Annotated in this window: 10 protein-coding genes; 5 read left to right on the top strand and 5 right to left on the bottom strand. The window is 64.1% G+C overall.

The window, feature by feature from the left end:
- The 3 genes from MEBOL_RS43825 (at position 1) to MEBOL_RS29790 (ending at position 8,754) form a co-directional block, all read left to right on the top strand.
- Complete coding sequence (locus tag MEBOL_RS43825) at positions 1 to 4,575, top strand: type I polyketide synthase (protein WP_095980611.1); 4,575 nt, start codon at positions 1 to 3, stop codon at positions 4,573 to 4,575.
- Positions 4,576 to 4,900: 325 nt separating this feature from the next.
- Complete coding sequence (gene ffh / locus MEBOL_RS29795; protein WP_095980610.1) at positions 4,901 to 6,544, top strand: signal recognition particle protein; 1,644 nt, start codon at positions 4,901 to 4,903, stop codon at positions 6,542 to 6,544.
- A gap of 269 nt (positions 6,545 to 6,813) precedes the next feature.
- Positions 6,814 to 8,754 carry an Ig-like domain-containing protein gene (locus MEBOL_RS29790; RefSeq protein ID WP_157775668.1) on the top strand — a complete coding sequence of 647 codons (1,941 nt, stop codon included), beginning with the start codon at positions 6,814 to 6,816 and terminating at the stop codon, positions 8,752 to 8,754.
- Positions 8,755 to 8,786: 32 nt separating this feature from the next.
- On the opposite strand, the gene MEBOL_RS29785 is transcribed toward MEBOL_RS29790, so the two are convergent.
- Positions 8,787 to 9,569, bottom strand: a complete 783-nt coding sequence (locus MEBOL_RS29785; protein ID WP_425437567.1) for an IS5 family transposase — start codon at positions 9,567 to 9,569, stop codon at positions 8,787 to 8,789.
- Between the two features lie 410 nt (positions 9,570 to 9,979).
- Between MEBOL_RS29785 and MEBOL_RS29780 the strand changes: the two genes are divergently transcribed.
- Positions 9,980 to 10,423: a transposase domain-containing protein gene (locus tag MEBOL_RS29780; RefSeq protein WP_095980607.1), complete on the top strand. Its 444-nt coding sequence runs from the start codon at positions 9,980 to 9,982 to the stop codon at positions 10,421 to 10,423.
- A 123-nt stretch (positions 10,424 to 10,546) separates the two neighbouring features.
- Here the strand turns inward: MEBOL_RS29780 and istB are convergent, their stop codons facing one another.
- Both istB and istA read right to left on the bottom strand, forming a co-directional pair.
- Positions 10,547 to 11,353: an IS21-like element helper ATPase IstB gene (istB, locus tag MEBOL_RS29775; protein ID WP_095980606.1), complete on the bottom strand. Its 807-nt coding sequence runs from the start codon at positions 11,351 to 11,353 to the stop codon at positions 10,547 to 10,549.
- Positions 11,350 to 12,597 carry an IS21 family transposase gene (gene istA / locus MEBOL_RS29770; RefSeq protein ID WP_095983090.1) on the bottom strand — a complete coding sequence of 416 codons (1,248 nt, stop codon included), beginning with the start codon at positions 12,595 to 12,597 and terminating at the stop codon, positions 11,350 to 11,352. The genes istB and istA overlap by 4 nt, the downstream gene beginning before the upstream one ends.
- A 341-nt stretch (positions 12,598 to 12,938) precedes the next feature.
- Between istA and MEBOL_RS29765 the strand changes: the two genes are divergently transcribed.
- Entirely contained in the window at positions 12,939 to 13,664 is a 726-nt protein-coding gene (locus tag MEBOL_RS29765; protein ID WP_157775665.1) for a transposase, read from the top strand.
- Positions 13,665 to 13,890: 226 nt separating this feature from the next.
- Here MEBOL_RS29765 and MEBOL_RS29760 read toward each other — a convergent pair whose 3' ends face one another.
- Together MEBOL_RS29760 and MEBOL_RS29755 are read right to left on the bottom strand one after the other, a co-directional pair.
- A complete protein-coding gene (locus MEBOL_RS29760) occupies positions 13,891 to 15,093 on the bottom strand; it encodes an ISAs1 family transposase (RefSeq protein WP_245920009.1) in 1,203 nt (400 codons plus the stop codon).
- A 349-nt stretch (positions 15,094 to 15,442) separates the two neighbouring features.
- Positions 15,443 to 16,483, bottom strand: coding sequence for a TIGR04552 family protein (locus MEBOL_RS29755; RefSeq protein ID WP_281256600.1), 1,041 nt, complete (start codon positions 16,481 to 16,483; stop codon positions 15,443 to 15,445).
- Positions 16,484 to 16,551 lie beyond the last annotated feature (68 nt).

The raw sequence follows: 16,551 nt of genomic DNA, 5'->3' as shown, positions 1-16,551 counted from the left end.
ATGACCTTCGATAGCACGCGCGACATCGCCATCATCGGACTGGCCACCCGCCTGCCCGGCGGACCCGATCACCATACGTTCTGGCGGAACCTGATGGCTGGAAGCCATGCGATCAGGGACTTCGCCCGCGACGAACTCCTCGCCGACGGTGTTCCCGAGGAATTGGCCTCCCGCGATGACTACGTGCCCCGTTCCGCGTTTGTCGAAGGCACGGATCTCTTCGATGCGTCCTTCTTCGGCTTCAGCAGGCGCGAAGCCGAGGTCATGGATCCGCAGTTCCGGCTGTTCTTCGAGTGTGCCTGGGAGGCGCTGGAGGATGCGGGCCACGCGGGGCGGGCCGCGGGAACGCGGGTCGGCGTGTTCGCCACGTCGGGCATGAGTCTGTATTCCGGCAAGACGATGAACACCTACTTCCGGACCAACGTTCAGCACCATGCCGAGGCGCTGGAACACCTGGACCAGATCCAGATCAAGGTGCTCAACGAACGCGACTACCTGCCGACCCAGCTATCCTATCGCCTGAACCTCACCGGACCCAGCCTCACCGTCCACACCGCTTGCTCCTCGGCGCTGGTCGCCCTCCACTTCGCGGTCGAGAGTCTGCGCAAGCGCGAATGCGATGCCGCCCTGGTCGGCGCCGCCGCACTGCACGCGCCGCGCAAGGCCGGCTACGTGCACACCACCGGCAGCATCTTCGCCGCCGATGGCATCTGCCGGCCCTTTGATCACCAGGCCTCTGGAATCGTCGGCGGCAACGGCGTCGGGGTCCTGATGCTGCGTCGGTTGGGCGATGCACAAGCCGATCGCGATCGCATCCTCGCGGTCATCCGCGGCACGGCGATCAACAACGACGGTGCGCGCAAGGTGAGCTACACGGCTCCCAGCATCGACGGCCAAAAGGAGACCATTCGCGCCGCGCTCTCCGATGCGGGCATCTCCGCCCGGGAGATCGGCTTCGTCGAGGCTCACGGCACCGGCACCGCCATGGGAGATCCGATCGAAGTGGCGGCGCTCACCCAGGCGTTCTCGGTGGATCAAGCGATCGCGCCGGGAAGCGTTGCCATCGGCTCGGTCAAATCGAACATCGGGCACCTCGACACCGCGGCCGGCATGGCCTCGCTGATCAAGACCGTGATGGCACTGGGACATGGACAGGTGCCCCCCACCGCGGGATACGAGCGGCCCAATTCGCACATCGCATTCGACCGCACTCCATTCTTTGTCAACACCCAGCCCCTCAGCTGGGAGCCGCGAAATGGCCGCCGCCATGCGCTGATCGGCTCGTTGGGGGCGGGCGGAACCAACGCACACGTGGTGCTCGCCGACTGGCCCGCCGAGACCCAAGAGCCAGAAGTGAGCACGGACGAGCCCGTGTGCATTCCGCTGTCCGCCAAGGACGAGACGGCATTGCAGGAGTTGGCACGGCGGTATTCCACGGCGCTGGCGACAAGTCCTCACCCTCCCCGCGACTGGGCCTTCAGCGCCGCCACTGGCCGCTCCCCCTTCCGCGAGCGTGGCGCCGTGGTGGGCCGCACCCACGAGGAGCTGGCCCGCGGCCTGGAAGCCCTCGCCGCCGGCCGCGTCTCGGCCACCGTGGTGCGTGGGACGGCCCCGCGAAGTGGTCGCATCCGGCTGGGCTTCGCCTTCAGCGGACAGGGCGCCCAGTACGCCGGCATGGGCGCCTCCCTCTACAAGCGCTTCTCCTCCTTCCGCTCCGCCTTCGACGAGGTGGCCGCCCTTCACCTCGACGCCTCCGGCGGCCAGTCCCTCTCCTCCCTCGTCTTCTCCTCCTCCGACGCCGCCCTCTCCGACACCGGCCTCGCCCAGCCCGCCCTCTTCGCCTTCGAGTACGCCCTCTGCTCCCTCTGGCGCAGCCTCGGCGTCACCCCCTCCGCCCTCATCGGCCACTCCATCGGCGAGTACGTCGCCGCCCACTTCGCCGGCGTCCTCTCCCTCCACGACTCCTACTCCCTCGTCCTCGCTCGCTCCCGCGCCATGGCCGCCCTCCCTCCCGGCGGCTCCATGCTCTCCGTCCTCTCCTGCGCCGCGGACCTCTCTCCCCTCCTCTCCTCCTTCCCCTCCCTCGAGCTGGCCGCCGACAACTCCTCCCAGTCCTGCGTCCTCTCCGGCCCCTCCTCCGACATCGACAGGCTCTCCCTCTCCCTCGAGTCCTCCGGCCACAACACCCGCCGCCTCCACGTCTCCCACGCCTTCCACTCCGCCGCCATGCAACCCGCCATGGCCGCCCTCTCCTCCGCCGCCTCCCTCCTCCCTCACCTCCCTCCCTCCCTTCCCCTCGCCTCCAACCTCACCGGCTCCCTCGCCTCCGAGGGCCTGCTCGGCCCCGACTACTGGGCCCAGCACCTGCGCCACACCGTGCGCTTCCGCGAGGGCGTCGATGCCCTCGTCTCCAAGAAAGTCACCCACTTCCTGGAGATTGGCCCCCGCCCCGTTTTGTCCGGCCTCATCCGCTCCTCCCGCTCCGGCGTCTCCGCCCTCTCCTCCCTGGATTCCTCCGACCCCGAGCGCGCCTTCTCCTCCGCCGCCGCCAGCCTTCACTCCCTCGGCGTCGAGCTCGACTGGAAGGGCCTGTTCGGGGACCCATCGCCTCGGCGCATCAGCATTCCCACCTATGCGTTCCAACGCCAGGCTTACTGGCTTCCCGCGCGACCCCGGCGGACCGAGACCGACAGCCTCGCCCCTCCCCCCGCGGTCGTCGCGAACCAGGTCTCGCTCGAGGGGCTCTCCTATGCCCCGCTCTGGGTGCGAGTGGAGGGTAGCGAAGCGCCTCCACGGCGCTGGGCCCTGGCGGCCCTGGGCGCCGCGGGCCCTCGCCTCACCGATCTCCGCGCGACGCTGTCGCGGAACGGAGCCGCCGCGCCCGAGTTGATCACCACTCCAGAAGGCGCGGCGCAGCTGCCCGCGGATGTGGCGGGCCTCGTCCTGGTCCAGGAAGAGCTGCCCGTGGTCACCGCGTTGAGCGAGCTCCGCCGTTGGATCCTCGGGCTCGAGGAGATGATGACGGCCGGGCGGCCGATCGTGCTGGTGACCCGGGGTGCGTATGGCACCGGTGCGGGCGTGGAGCCCGCCTCGGCGCTCACGGCTCGCGCGCTGTGGGGAGCCGCCCGCGCCGCCCGCCTCGAGTTCGCCCAAGGCGCCACGCTGGGTCTTCTCGATATCGGCACGGCCGCATACCAGGGCGGGCTTCCAGCGGCGCTGGCCGCCGCGGCGACGGGCGATGAGCTGCGCCTCGGCGCGGAAGGATTGATGCGACAGCGTCTCGCACCGCTCCCCCTCCCTCCCGTGCGTGCGGAGACTCCAGAGGAGCCCGGCCACGCCGCGGTCATCACCGGTGGCTTCGGCGGCATTGGCTGGCAACTCGCTGTCCATCTGGTTCAGCGCGGCGTGCGTGAGCTGGTGCTGGTCGGCAGGACCTCGCCCGGCGCGGCCACGGAAGCGACGCTTGCCGCGTGGCGGCGTACCGGTATCTCGGTCACGGTGCTCACCGGCGATACCGCCGAGCCCGCGACATGGGAAGCCATCCAGCGAGGGGTCGCGGCGCGGGGGCACCGTCTTGGCACCCTCTATCACCTCGCCGGTGTGCTCAAGGATGCCACGGTGGCGAACGTCACCGAGGCCGATCTCCTGCGCGTGCTGCGCCCCAAGGTCGACGCCGCGAATGCACTGCTGGGCGCGGTCGCCGCGCTCGCGCCACGGCGAATCGTGCTCTTCGGGTCGCTCGCGGGTGCGCTCGGAGCGCCCGGACAGTTCGCGTATGCGGCCGCCAATGCGGCGCTCGCGGTGGCCGCGGACCATTTCGTGGCGGCGGGAATTCCCACGCTCGCCATCTCCTGGGCAGCACTCGACGCGGGGATGGCGGCAGTCACGCGGCGCGGCGGAAATGTCGAGCGCATGCCCATGATGGCGCTGGCCACGGCCTGGGAGCTCATGGCCCGCGCCATGGCCACCGGGCTCACGGAGCTGGCGGCCGGAGCGCTCGACCAGGCCGGGATCACGGCGCGCGACCTCGAGACCCTCGCACCCGGGGACCTCGGCCGGCAGATCTTCCTCGGGAAGCCCGCGCCATCCCCCGAGGCCCATGCAGTCGCGCAGTCCACGGCCGCGCGGGGCGAGCGCCGCACCGTGGAGAGTGAGCCCTCGGGCACTGGCGCCCTCGTCCGGGTCCAGCAAGCCGTGGCCGAGCTCCTGGGAGAACGCGCGGCCGACGCCATCGATCCCGCCACCACGTTCGAGGACCTCGGCCTCGATAGCCTCATGCTCATCCGCCTTCGCGAACAGCTCAACACCCGGCTGGGAGCGAGGCTCACCACGGCGACCCTCTACAGCTATCCGACATCCCGAATGCTGGCCGAGCACATCACCGAGCAATCCCTCGCGAAGGCGGCTCCGGTCGCGGCCGTCGGTGGTGAGGAACCGAGGCCCATCGACAAACCGGCGTTGGCCACCGCCGTCCCCGTGCCGCCCAAGGAGCTGGCTGGCACCATGGAGATGGATGACCTCGCTCAAGCCGAACAGCTCGCGGAGGAACTCCTCCGCGAACTCGGGCTGTCCTGACGGTCACGACGGGCCCCCCCGCGCTTCGTCAGCCCGCCGCCGAGGTACCGCATGAAGGGCGGGAGGGTCTCTCCACCGAGACCCCGCCCTGGAGGGGAGCGGCTCGCCCCCCTGTCCCCAGGACCTCCCCCAGGTGGACTCACCTGGACTCGGGTGGGCTCCCGCGGGGCCTCCGCGGAGGGAAGCCGCTAAACCCCTGGGACCTTTGAGGATTTCAAATCCGCTGCGTCTACCGACGAAGGCCCGCCCCGTGGATTCCACCAGTGGACGACCCGGGCGCACATGGGCATCCCGTCCCGAGCGCCGCTGTTATATAGCGACCGCCATGCTTGAAACCGTCACCAAGGGCTTCCGAGCCGCGAAGAATCGCCTCGCGGGCAAGAGTGAAATCACCCCCGAGATGGTGGACGAGTCGCTTCGCGACATCCGCGTCTCCCTGCTCGAGGCCGACGTGGCCTTCGACGTGGTGAAGAAGTTCGTCGCGCGGGTGCGCGAGAAGGCCGTGGGCGAGGTGGTTCAGACGACCATCACGGACAAGGCGGGCAACAAGCGCCGGGTCTCGGCGGGCGACCACTTCGTCAAGATCTGCCACGACGAACTCGAGGCGCTGATGGGCCCGGTGGACACGAGCCTGCAGCTCAAGCCGAGGGATCAGCTCAGCGGCATCATGATGGTGGGCTTGCAGGGCTCGGGCAAGACGACGACCACGGGAAAGCTCGCCAGCAAGCTGCTCAAGGAGGGCCGCAAGCCCCTCCTGGTGGCGGCGGACATCTACCGGCCTGCGGCGGTGGATCAGCTCAAGGTGCTGGGCGAACGGTTGAAGGTCCCGGTCTACTTCGAGCCCAACGTGGCACCGCCGGAACTGGCGAAGCGCGGGTACGCGGCGGCGCGCGAGCAGAAGTGCGACGTGGTGCTCATCGACACCGCGGGCCGGCTGGCCATCGACGAGGCGTTGATGACGGAGTTGGAGTCCATCAAGAGCAACGTCCGGCCGGACAACATCTTGCTGGTCTGCGACGCGATGATTGGCCAGGACGCGGTGCGCACGGCGGCCGAGTTCGACCGGCGCCTGAGCCTGGACGGCTTCATCCTCACGAAGCTGGACGGTGATGCGCGAGGCGGCGCGGCGCTGTCGATCAAGGAAGTGACGGGCAAGCCCATCAAGTTCCTGGGCATGGGCGAGTCGATGGACAAGCTCGAGGAGTTCCGTCCGGACGGCCTGGCGAGCCGGATTCTCGGCTTTGGCGACATCGTCGGCCTGATGAAGGACTTCGAGCAGGTCGTCGACGAGAAGAAGGCGGCGGAGGACGCGCAGAAGCTGCTGTCGGGCAACTTCACGATGAAGGACTTCGTGGAGCAGATCCGGATGGTGCGGCGCATGGGCCCGCTGAAGGATCTGCTGGAGAAGTTCCCGCTCTTCGGGGAGATGACGGAGCAGCTCAATCCGGACGAGCAGGAGCTGACGAAGATCGAGTCCATGTACGACTCGATGACGGAGCAGGAGCGGCTGCGGCCGCAGCTCATCAACGACAGCCGGGTGAAGCGCATCGCGAGGGGAAGTGGCCGCAAGCCCGAGGAGGTGCGGGAGCTGCTGCAGAAGTTCGGGATGATGCAGCAGGTGATGGGGACGATCGGGCAGAACCCTGGCCTGCTGGGACGGATTCCGGGCTTCAAGCAGATGGGACAGCTCGCGCAGCTGAAGAACATGGACCTGTCGAGTGTCTTCGGAAAGGACCCGAAGATGATGGAGAGGGCCATGGCGGGGATGGGAGGCATGGGAGGCATGCCCATGCAGTTGCCGCAGATCGCGCCGGGCTACACCCCCCCCATGGGGCAGGCGGCCATGGCGAAGGCGCGCATGATGGGCTACGCCCCGCCCTCGGCCGCGAAGCCGGAGAACAAGGACGCCATCAAGGAGCGCCGCAAGCGCGAGAAGGAAAACAAGAAGAAGAACCGGAAGAAGAAGTAGCCGGCTCGCGCGCGCATCAGGGCAGCACACCGCGCCGCTCGGAAGCCCCATGAGGGGCTTCTTGGAGCGGCGCGAGTCGTTTCGAGGGAAGATCCGGTGAACGAGACGGGATATCTGGACCGAGACGATGCGGGAGCCATTCGTGGCGGGCCTGGAGACATGGGAGGCCCACTCCGCGAGTCGTCACGGGCACTTGCGAGCGTAAGTTCTCGGAACCCAGCGTGGGGCACCTGGAATGGGCCCTGCATTCACGGAGACGCATGCCAACCATGAAACGCATCATTCCCCTGCTCTTCACGGGGTGGGTATTCGCCTGCATCAATGTCCCGGAGATCGAGCCCCGACCCGTGCCCACACCGCCGGAGGAAAGCGACTCACCGGACTCGGGGACGCCGCTGGGTGACTTGACCATCAGCATCACGGACCCAGTGGAGAAGGCCTACACGAGCACGTCGATCACGCTCACGGTGGAGGTGCGTGGGGGAGTCGCGGACACGGTGCAACTGCACAAGGAGGGGGAGCTGCTGGCGACGCTCTCCTCGCCCTTCCGGTACACATGGGACACGACGCGCGAGGAGGAACGTGATTATGCCCTCACGGCGAGGGCGATCCGATCGGGCAAGGTTTTCACGAGTGCGCCGGTGACGGTGGTCGTGGATCGAACCAACCTCCAGGTGGCATCGCGCTCGCCCGCCAACGACGCGACCAATGTGGATTACAGCCAGCCCATCCAGGTGGTCTTCACGAAGCCCGTGAAGGAGACCACGGTGAGTGACACCACGGTGAGCTTCGCCGTGGCGGGAGTATTGACGGACAAAACGCTCACCTTGTCGAGTGACGGAAAGACCCTCACGATCAAGCCCAAGGAAAGGCCCGCACTGCCCGCGAAGTTCTCGATTGGGCTGAGCCGAGGTATTACCGACATAGCCGGTAACGCACTCGTTGTCCCAAGCACATCATGGGCTTTCGAAGTTCCAGACTGGTATTCCTTCGGAGGAGCCATCCAGGCCACTGGTGGGGACAATTCCTGGTTGAAGGATCCTAGCATGGTCATCGACGCTCAGGACAACCCCATCGTGGCTTGGACCGAAGCAATGACATATGGAGGGAGAGCCTCCATCTTCGTCTACAAATGGGATGGAAAAGCATTCGCCCCGATAGGTCCAGCCCTTAACGGGACCGCTACGGGCTCAGCATATCACCCGTCAATAGCCCTTGCGAATGATGGGAACCCTGTCGTGGCATGGCACGAATCAGACGGATTCAACGAGAATATCTACGTAAAGCGCTGGACGGGTGCCAACTGGCAAACGGTGGGAACCGGCCCCCTATCCGCTGAAAACGACATTCGCCCAAGTCCCCTCCCAACACCAGCACGCAATCCTTCGATAGCAACAAACGACAGAAACATCTACGTTGCATGGGAGGAACAAACTATCGAGGGGCACTCCACAATATACGTCTGGAAATCCTTCAACGGAGAAAATTTCTCCAGCGTAGGTCCTTCAAATGGGTCGGTCAACGCAGTGCCCGGAAGAACCAGCGGAACAAACCCATCACTCGTACTGAACCGAGACGGACAACCAATCGTCGCATTCCAAGAAGAAACCAAAGAACAGGACCCATCACAAAAAATATACGTACTGAACTACAAAAATGGCACTTGGCACTATGCAGTACCACCGTTTCAAGACAGTTCCACTCCCAACAACTCGGGAGGACTCAGCTCATCCACAGACTTCCCGGCAGCAAAGAACTGCTCACTCACCATCGACCTCCAGAACAACCTACACCTAGCATGGGAAGAAACTTCGCAACACGATGCGCCCTCCGATATACATGTTTTCCGATCATCAGGCGCACAAACCTGGACTCGAACAGGCCACCCCTTGAGTTCATTTTCAGGGCTAGCGACATTCGCGAGATTCCCAAGCATACATGCAACAGAATCGGGAAGAATCTTCACCACTTGGCGAGAATTTTCCTGGTACAAAGATGGCTTTGAACACCTACTCTCCAGTTCCTGGGATGGGAGCAATTGGACAAGCCTCACCGCTACCGATGGATTAAACAAGACACAAGACACCGTCTTGATCTCAAGAATCAAAACCAACTCCCACGAGCAACCTATCGTCATCTGGCTCGAAGATAACAGTAGCAGAGACCCATACTCGGGCAGACGACTATACGTGCGCAAGCACAACGAATAAGACAAATATAAGAGGGTGTTGAACTGGAGCGATCAGGCAAGCCTCCGCAGCATGAGGTCAATCATGCTGATGTGAATAAACGCTTCGGATGAAGACTCCTTACGCTCGTAGTCCTTGGACAAGCGCCGTTGACGATTCAACCACCCGAAAGTCCTCTCGACTATCCATCGCTTGGGCAATAGAACAAAGCCCTTCGCCTGGTCTGAGCGCTTCACCACTTCGACGTTGATACCTGTCTTCGTGGCCACGGCCTGCACACGCTCCCCAGAATATCCGCCATCCATCCAAGTCTTCTTGAGCGTGGGATACTGCTGTGCAGCCACTGGTAACACCTTCCGCGCGCCATCCCTGTCCTGAACATCCGCCGTGCTTACCCATGAGACGAGCAACAGCCCCAGGACATCCACCAGCAGGTGCCTCTTCCTGCCTTTGATTTTCTTTCCCGCGTCATATCCCTTCGTCTCCGCCTCTTGCATCGTCTTGACGCTCTGGCTGTCCAAGATTCCCGCCGTTGGCTCCTCCTCGTGTCCCTCCCTCGTGCGCACCTCTCGCCTCAACTCATCGTTGAGTTTCTTCCACGTCCCATCCTTCTTCCAGCGCGCGAAGTAGTGATAGACAATCCGCCAGTCCGGCAAGTCGTGCGGCATGTAGCGCCACTGCGCTCCCGTGCGCTTGATGTACAGGATGGCGTTGACCACTTCTCGCCGTGGATGTAGCACCTCTTGAGGCCCACAGTGGCTGGCCCGGACGAAGGGTTCTACCAGCGCCCATTGTTTGTCCGTCAGGTCCGTGGGATAGCGCTGCCTATCGGGCATGGGTAGATCGCTCATGACCTTGGGAGATAAGGACTCTCGTGCCATGCGCAACTTGCGCGGTCACTTGGTCGCCACTACCTTCGCGGTCATCCATTGGCAGGAGGACAAAACGGACGAAGGCAACGGCCGCAGCGGCTACGGAGTCACAAGAATTCCACGAACACACCGCCACAAGGGGCAGGAACGCACTGCTTTGGCCTTGAGCGCCCATCTTGGAGCGAGGGAATCCCTCTGCTCCAGTTCAACACCCTCTAAGACAAATGTAGAGCGGCAACAAAATCGCCCCTTTATGACGCCCCCCTCCCGAAGCCCCTGGACCAAGAATGTCAGTGGACTTGCCCCAATGCCGATCAGTTTAGCTCGTCCGAATAGTGCATAGTGGCACGATCGTCCTTGGAAAGGAGACAGTCGTGGCCAGGAGGATGGGGCTGTTGCCCTCGGCGGATGAGGGAGCCTTTGAAAGGTTGTGCGAGCAACTGGAGCCCGCGGGGGTGGAGGCGGCGCTGGAGGCGACGGGGACGGCCACGGTGCGTCGACGCCGACTGCCAGCCGAGCAGGTGGTGTGGCTGGTGCTGGGCATGGCGCTCTATCGACATCGCTCCATCGCGGAGTGGGTGGAGAGGTTGGACCTGGTGCTGCCTGGGGCAGGTCCCGTCGCACCAAGCGCCGTCGCCCAGGCCCGCTGCCGACTGGGCAGTCAGCCCATGCAGTGGCTGTTCGAGAAGACAGCGCGCAAATGGGGCCAGGAGAGTGCGCGTCGTCACATGTGGCGTGGGTTGGCCGTGTACGGGGTAGATGGCACGACGGTACGTGTTGTCAGGCGACAGGAATTTTTGACCCCCTTACGTCACTAAAACTGACCCCCTCCCGGGCTCGTTGTTCTACGTCGAGATGCTCCGTCGTTCTACTGCGGATGTCCGCCGGAGCGCGCCCTCGCTGCTTCTCGAGCGAGGGCGCGCGGAGGCGGCTTCCGAGGCTCAGCGCCCGGGTTCTGCTCCGGCGTCAGGGGTCTGCGGCGAGCCACGGCCCAGCAGCCCGGCCTTGCGCTTCTGCCGCAGCCGGTAGCTGTCGCCATGAATCAGCAGCGTGTGGCTGTGGTGCAACAGTCGGTCGAGGATGGCCGCGGCCAGCACGTCATCGCCGAAGACGCCGCCCCACTGGCCCACCATCTGGTTGGTGGTGAGCAGCAGGCTGCCCTTCTCGTAGCGACGCGCCACCAGCTGGAAAAAGAGGTGGGCACTGCGCTTCTCGAAGGGCAGGTAGCCCAGCTCGTCCACCACCAGCAGCTTGGGCTTGGCGAAGTAGTTGAGCTTGTCCTTGAGCACGCCCTCGCTCTCGGCCTTGGCCAGCGCCGCCAGCAGTGCCGTGGCGCTGGTGAAGAGCACCGAGTGTCCGCTCTCCACCGCCGCACGGCCCAGTCCAATCGCCAGGTGCGTCTTGCCCACGCCCGGTGGGCCGAAGAGCAGCACATTCTGCGCCTGGGCGATGAAGCGTCCCGTGGCCAACTCCCGCACCAGCTTCGCGTCCACCGAGGGCTGCGCCTTGAAGTCGAAGTCCTCCAGCGTTTTCACCGCGGGGAAGTGCGCGATTGTTATCCCCATGCTCACGCGCTTGCGCTGCTTGGCCTCCATCTCCTCGCTCAGCAGCGCGTCGAGGAAGTCCAGGTACGTGGGCTCGCCGCGTGCCGCCTCCGCCAGCAGCGCGTCCAGCCTCTCGGCCAGGTGTCCCAGCCTCAGCCGCTCCAGGTGCTCGCGCACGCGCGCGTGGACCAGCTCGTGGCTCATGCCGCACCTCGCCGCGCGCCCTGCTCCACCACCGCCGCGTAGTCCTCCAGCGAGCGCCCGAGCGCGCTCAGCTTGCCGCCGCTGCCCTCCACGGGCTGCACGGCGCGCGCTCGCCACAGGCCCTCCCAGTGCGCCTCGTCGACGACTCTGCCATGCGGCTCCTTGCCCCGCGCGTGGGTGGCCACCAGCACTCCGGCGTAGAAGATGCGCACCTCGCTGTCTCCCACCTGCACCTCGACGCTCTCGCGCACCAGCCGGTGCGGCACGCTGTAGCGCACCGTGTCCACGTCCACCAGCGCGTCGTTGGCCACCTTGCGCTTGAGCCGCTGCTGACGACGCGGCAGCGCACGCGCGGGCAGCGCTCGCAGCGCCGCCTTCTCCTCTCGCTCGAACCTGTCCAGGGGCCGCTCGTGCGTGGTGCCGTGCACGCGCATGTCCGCTTGCGCCATCCACTCGGCCAGGTGCCTCTCCAGCTCGCCGAAGGAGTCGAACTCCCGGCCCGCCAGCGCGTTGCGCTTGACGTACTTGACGCCCGACTCCGTCTTGCCCTTGGTGCGCGCGCGGTACGGCCCGCACGCCTTGGGCGTCACGTCCCAGTCCCGGCAGAACTCCACCCAGCCCGGGTGGAAGCGCACCGTGCCGGCCCGTCTGTCGTGCTCCTCCACCAGGGGCCGCGCGTTGTCCCCCAGCACCTCCAGCACCACGCCTCCGAAGTGCACGAACGCCGCCGCCACTCCCTCTCTCCAGTCGTCTCCGCGCTGATTGAGGAAGGCGCGCACGAACAGCCGCCGCGAGAAGCTCAGCACCGCCACCAGCAGGAACACCTTCACCCACTGCCCTCCCAGCCGCACCTTCTTCTCGCCGAAGTCCACCTGCATCTGCTGCCCTGGCTTCGTCTCGAAGCGCACCGTGGCCACCTGTGCCGCGTGCTCCTGTCGTCGCTTCTCCTCCACCGCTCGCTGCACGGTGCGCACGCCTGCCTCCACGCCCTCCTGCGCCAGCAGCGCCTTGACCACCACGGCGTTGCCCTCCGCCGCTCCCGTCCACAACTCCACCGCTCGCTGCTGCTCGGCCTCGGTGAGCCGCCTCGCCTTGGGCCTCACCTGCTTCTCGGCCGCTCGGCCCGCGCGCACGTAGCGCCGCACCGTGTTGCGCGCCACTCCCACCTCTCGCGCTATCCGCTTGTGGCCCCAGCCCGCCTCCGCCAGCACGCGGATGCGCCGCACCACTTCCTGCTCCACCATCGGCACCTCCGCCGCGCGGGGTGCCACAACTTCCGCCGTCTCTTCCATCGCACTGACCTCCCAAGTCCAGGGGCTCTGGAAGGGGGTCAGTTTTAGTGTCGCGCGGGGGTCAATTTTGCTGTCGCTCTACACGTGTCCCGGACTCAAAGGAAAACCGGAAGCATTTCTCGGGGGCTGCACGAGCCGGGGTGGTGGGCAAAGTGGCTATCCACAGTTGCGGATGGTGACGCTGACAGCCCTGCGCAGTCACCTGCTATGCGCAGCGCGCATGGGGCCCTATACCACCGCCACCGAGCACCTGCTGGCGCTACAGCTGTGGCCGATGGTTCCCGACGACGCGCTTGTGCATCACCGACCGCAATTTCCTCAACGCGGGCATCCTCGTGCCTTTCGCCCGGGACGGGCGCAACAGGCACTCGTTGGTGAGAACCAAGAAGAACACGGTGTGGAAAGTGTTGGCACAGTTGAAACCCGGGGAGGAACTCGTCGAGCTGGAAGTCAGCTGGTATGCGCGACAGAAAGACGACACGCTGCCCATGCGCTACCAGGCGCGAGTTATCCGCTACCAACGCAGGGGCATTCGCCCACAAGTGCTGCTCACCTCGCTGTTGGATGCGAAGACATATCCCGCAGACGAAATTGTCGCCCTCTACCATGAGCGCTGGGAAATGGAGCTTGGATACGACGAGGTGAAGACGGACATGCTGCAGAGGCAAGAGGCCATCCGTAGCCAGCGACCCGAAGGCGTGGCCCAGGAAATGTGGGGCGTGGGGCTGGCCTACAACCTGGTACGGCTGGAGATGGAGCGAATCGCGGAGGAGGAGGGTGTCCCACCCAACCGCATCAGCTTTGTCATGGCGCTACGTCTCATCCGCGATGAGTGGATATGGCTGGCGGGCGCGAGCCCCGGCGCCATTCCAGCGCACCTTCGGCGCCTGCGCGAAGAGGTGAAACATTTCGTCCTTCCGCCCAGGCGCAGCGAGCGAAACTACCCGCGTGCCGTAAAGCTCAAAATGAGTCCCTACCCGAGAAAAAGACCTCGGCCGGCATCCCCCACCCCTTCTTAACTGAACGGCATTGCGCCTAGCCCGGCTCCCAGGCTTGATCCAAAGTCCGAGAGGGAAGATTTGAAGAGGGGTGAAGGGAGAACAATCTGTTTCAGGCAAAAGGGGAGCGTTCTTCCAGAGGGCGCTCGCGCGAGGAGCGCCCCGGGGAGGGGAACTGACTGATGACGGACCCACGAAGCCGAGGAGGTGGAGGCAGAGGAGGCCGGAGCCGGGCGCTGGCGGGCGCTCAGGCAAGTACGGCCAGACTCTCCGGCAGCACCGCCAGGCCCAGCAAGCCCTGGTAGAGCACTTCCTGGGTGCGAGCATAAGAAACGAGCCTGCCGTCTTTTGGGGGCAGGTGCGTGCGCACCAGCGCCAGCAGATTGTAGGCCAGCAGCCTCAGCCAACTGAGCACCACGGGCGCCTGCCCACGCAAGCTGGCCGAGCCCGTGTCTTCCTCCAGCACGACGTCCGCCGTCCAGTTGGGCCCATTCTCTATTCCCCAATGCCCTCTCACCAGCGTGAGCATCTGCTCTCCCGACAACTCCCCGCCAGGTACGGACGTTATAAACAGCCGTGTCTCCACCTCGGGCAACTTCCCCTCCCGCTCCCGCGTGCTGCGCACCCACACCCATTGCCTCGCTTCTGGAAACTCTTCTGTCTCGGGCACTCGTGTCGCTCTCAGCTGCCGCTCCACCCACTCGCCCCGCGCCCGCTCTCTCACCGTCACCTGTACGGGTGCTGTCCCCAGCGCCACCCACATCACGTCATGCAAGCGCTGGAAGTTCTCCTTCACGGCGAACACATAATGTTTGCCTGCCTCTCTCACCGCTCTCGCGTTCGCCGCGCTCGTCAGCCCCGCGTCCCCCGTCACGTACTTGAAGTGCTCTCCATACTTCTCCACCACCCGCTTCAGCAGCTTGGGGAAGGCCGTCGCCTCTCCTTGCTTGCCCTCCAGCATCATCTGGTCGAGCACCGGGCACGCTCCGCTGCTGGTGAGCGCCGCTCGCAGCGCGAAGGGGTACCAATACTCTTGCCCCTGCTCGTCTCTCAGTGTGTGACATGGCTCACAGGGCGCTTGTCCTCGCGTGCTCTCCCCCGCCTTGCCGTCAATCGACACCACTCCCGCCGCCATCCTGTCCTGACGCAGCACTCCCCGCTCGAGCGCCGTCCGCACCAACTGCCGCAGCACCTTGTCCAACCCCTCGGGCTTGAGCTCACTGAGCAGTCTATCCAAGGTCGTGTCCGACACCGGTCCGCGCAATCCCACTGGCCCTGTCCCCTCGCGCACCAGGTCCGCACCCAACGCCTCTACCTGTCTCAGCACTCTTCTCCCGGTCGCCAGCCCTTGCACCAGCAGCGACAGCATCGCCCCCAACTCGTGCCTCTTGCCGCGGCTGGCCCTTGGGTCCACTATCTGCTTGAACGTTACTCCCAACCGCGTCAACATCTCCTGCACGGGCGAGGCGTCTTCTCTCTTGTGTCTCCTCGCTTCTCCTTGCTTCTCAGGGGGTGTGGAGGGCCCGCCAGCTCTCCCGCCCCGGTTTTTCTCCCTACCCACTTTCACTCTCCACCGGCCTCAACTGGCCCGCGTCCTGCCTGTTTCGGGCTCGTGCCACGCGATCAGCCCCGCGCTGCTCGCGCCACCTTGTCCCGTCCGCGAGCACCTTACCTCGTCCGTAGGTCCAGGTGGGATAACTTCTCCCGTGGGACTTTGAATCAAGCCTGGCCCGGCTCCTCTTCAACCAAGCCAATGCGGCGAACGGTTACAATTCAAATTTGGTGGACCATGGCCACAATCAACCTTGTCGCCTGGGAACCACGAGTCCTCTCGAAAGACGACGCAGCACACGCCTTCTCTGTCGATGTTTATACAACCTGTGAGCATTCGCACCCTGCTCATTCTGCCGAGCAGTTTCCTCATCCATAATCTGGAACTCTACGAGAGTAAAAACTATCCGATTCTTTCGCTCACGCAAATCTTGCTCTGGACAAGGCAGGTAAGAATCCATCCGCAATGGTAAGTCCACAATAAAATTTAGAGCACGATAAGTGTTCCCAGAATACAAGTTGCGTGCACGCTCCTCACGATCCTCGTAATCAAGATCCAACTGCAACTGCTGTACATACTGCTGCAACTGCGGATTGCCATCCAGAACAGTCCTAAACTGAATCAGCGTATTCTCGGTCTGCCCAGGAACAACAAAATTAAAAGGGAAAAGATGCTGCGTCAAAAAATACAAAACAGGAAGAACATCATCCTGCTTACGCGTAATAATACGAAAGCGAGTTCGATCATAAATCTGAGCCGCAACAGTTTCTTTTTTCGCAAGGAGCTTTGTAATAAGCGAGTCTTGCGTCTTGATAGAGTGAGCAAACTCACTCACAGGCAGACCTTTGGCTTGGAGTTTTTGCGCGACGCCAAGCACCTTATCCAAAACCAACTTGGATAGTTCCATCTCCGAAAAGGCTAATCGATGAAGTAGGTCTCGCCCTTCAATATGCTGAATAACGTGCATCACCTTCAGCACAATACAAGCAATACGTCGATGCCTTGGGAGTCCTTTCACTCCAGATGCAAACAGGAACAGATCGTGGATCTCATCTGGATTTGCCACAACGTCCGCTACACGGTAATTGAATGTTTTCCTTAAATATTCAACCGCATCCGCGAGCACTTTACGTACCCACGCATCATCCTCAGTCCGTTTGGTATCGATTTGGCATAAATGAAGAAAACGGTCTACCTCATCGCGCACCTGAAAGTGCATCCGTCTCCAGTCGATGACTGAGCCCCCGCGGAGAATGAGCCGGATACGCTCAAGTTCGCGAAGACCCATGTCCGCTACAGTGCACACTGATATATCGGGCAATTGTCGGGTACCTAGTTCGGACTTCACATCCGAGT

The sequence above is a fragment of the Melittangium boletus DSM 14713 genome (genome assembly GCF_002305855.1).
GTDB lineage: Bacteria > Myxococcota > Myxococcia > Myxococcales > Myxococcaceae > Cystobacter > Cystobacter boletus.
The sequence above is the reverse complement of the archived record's forward strand: the minus strand, read 5'-3'. Positions and strand labels throughout refer to the sequence as shown.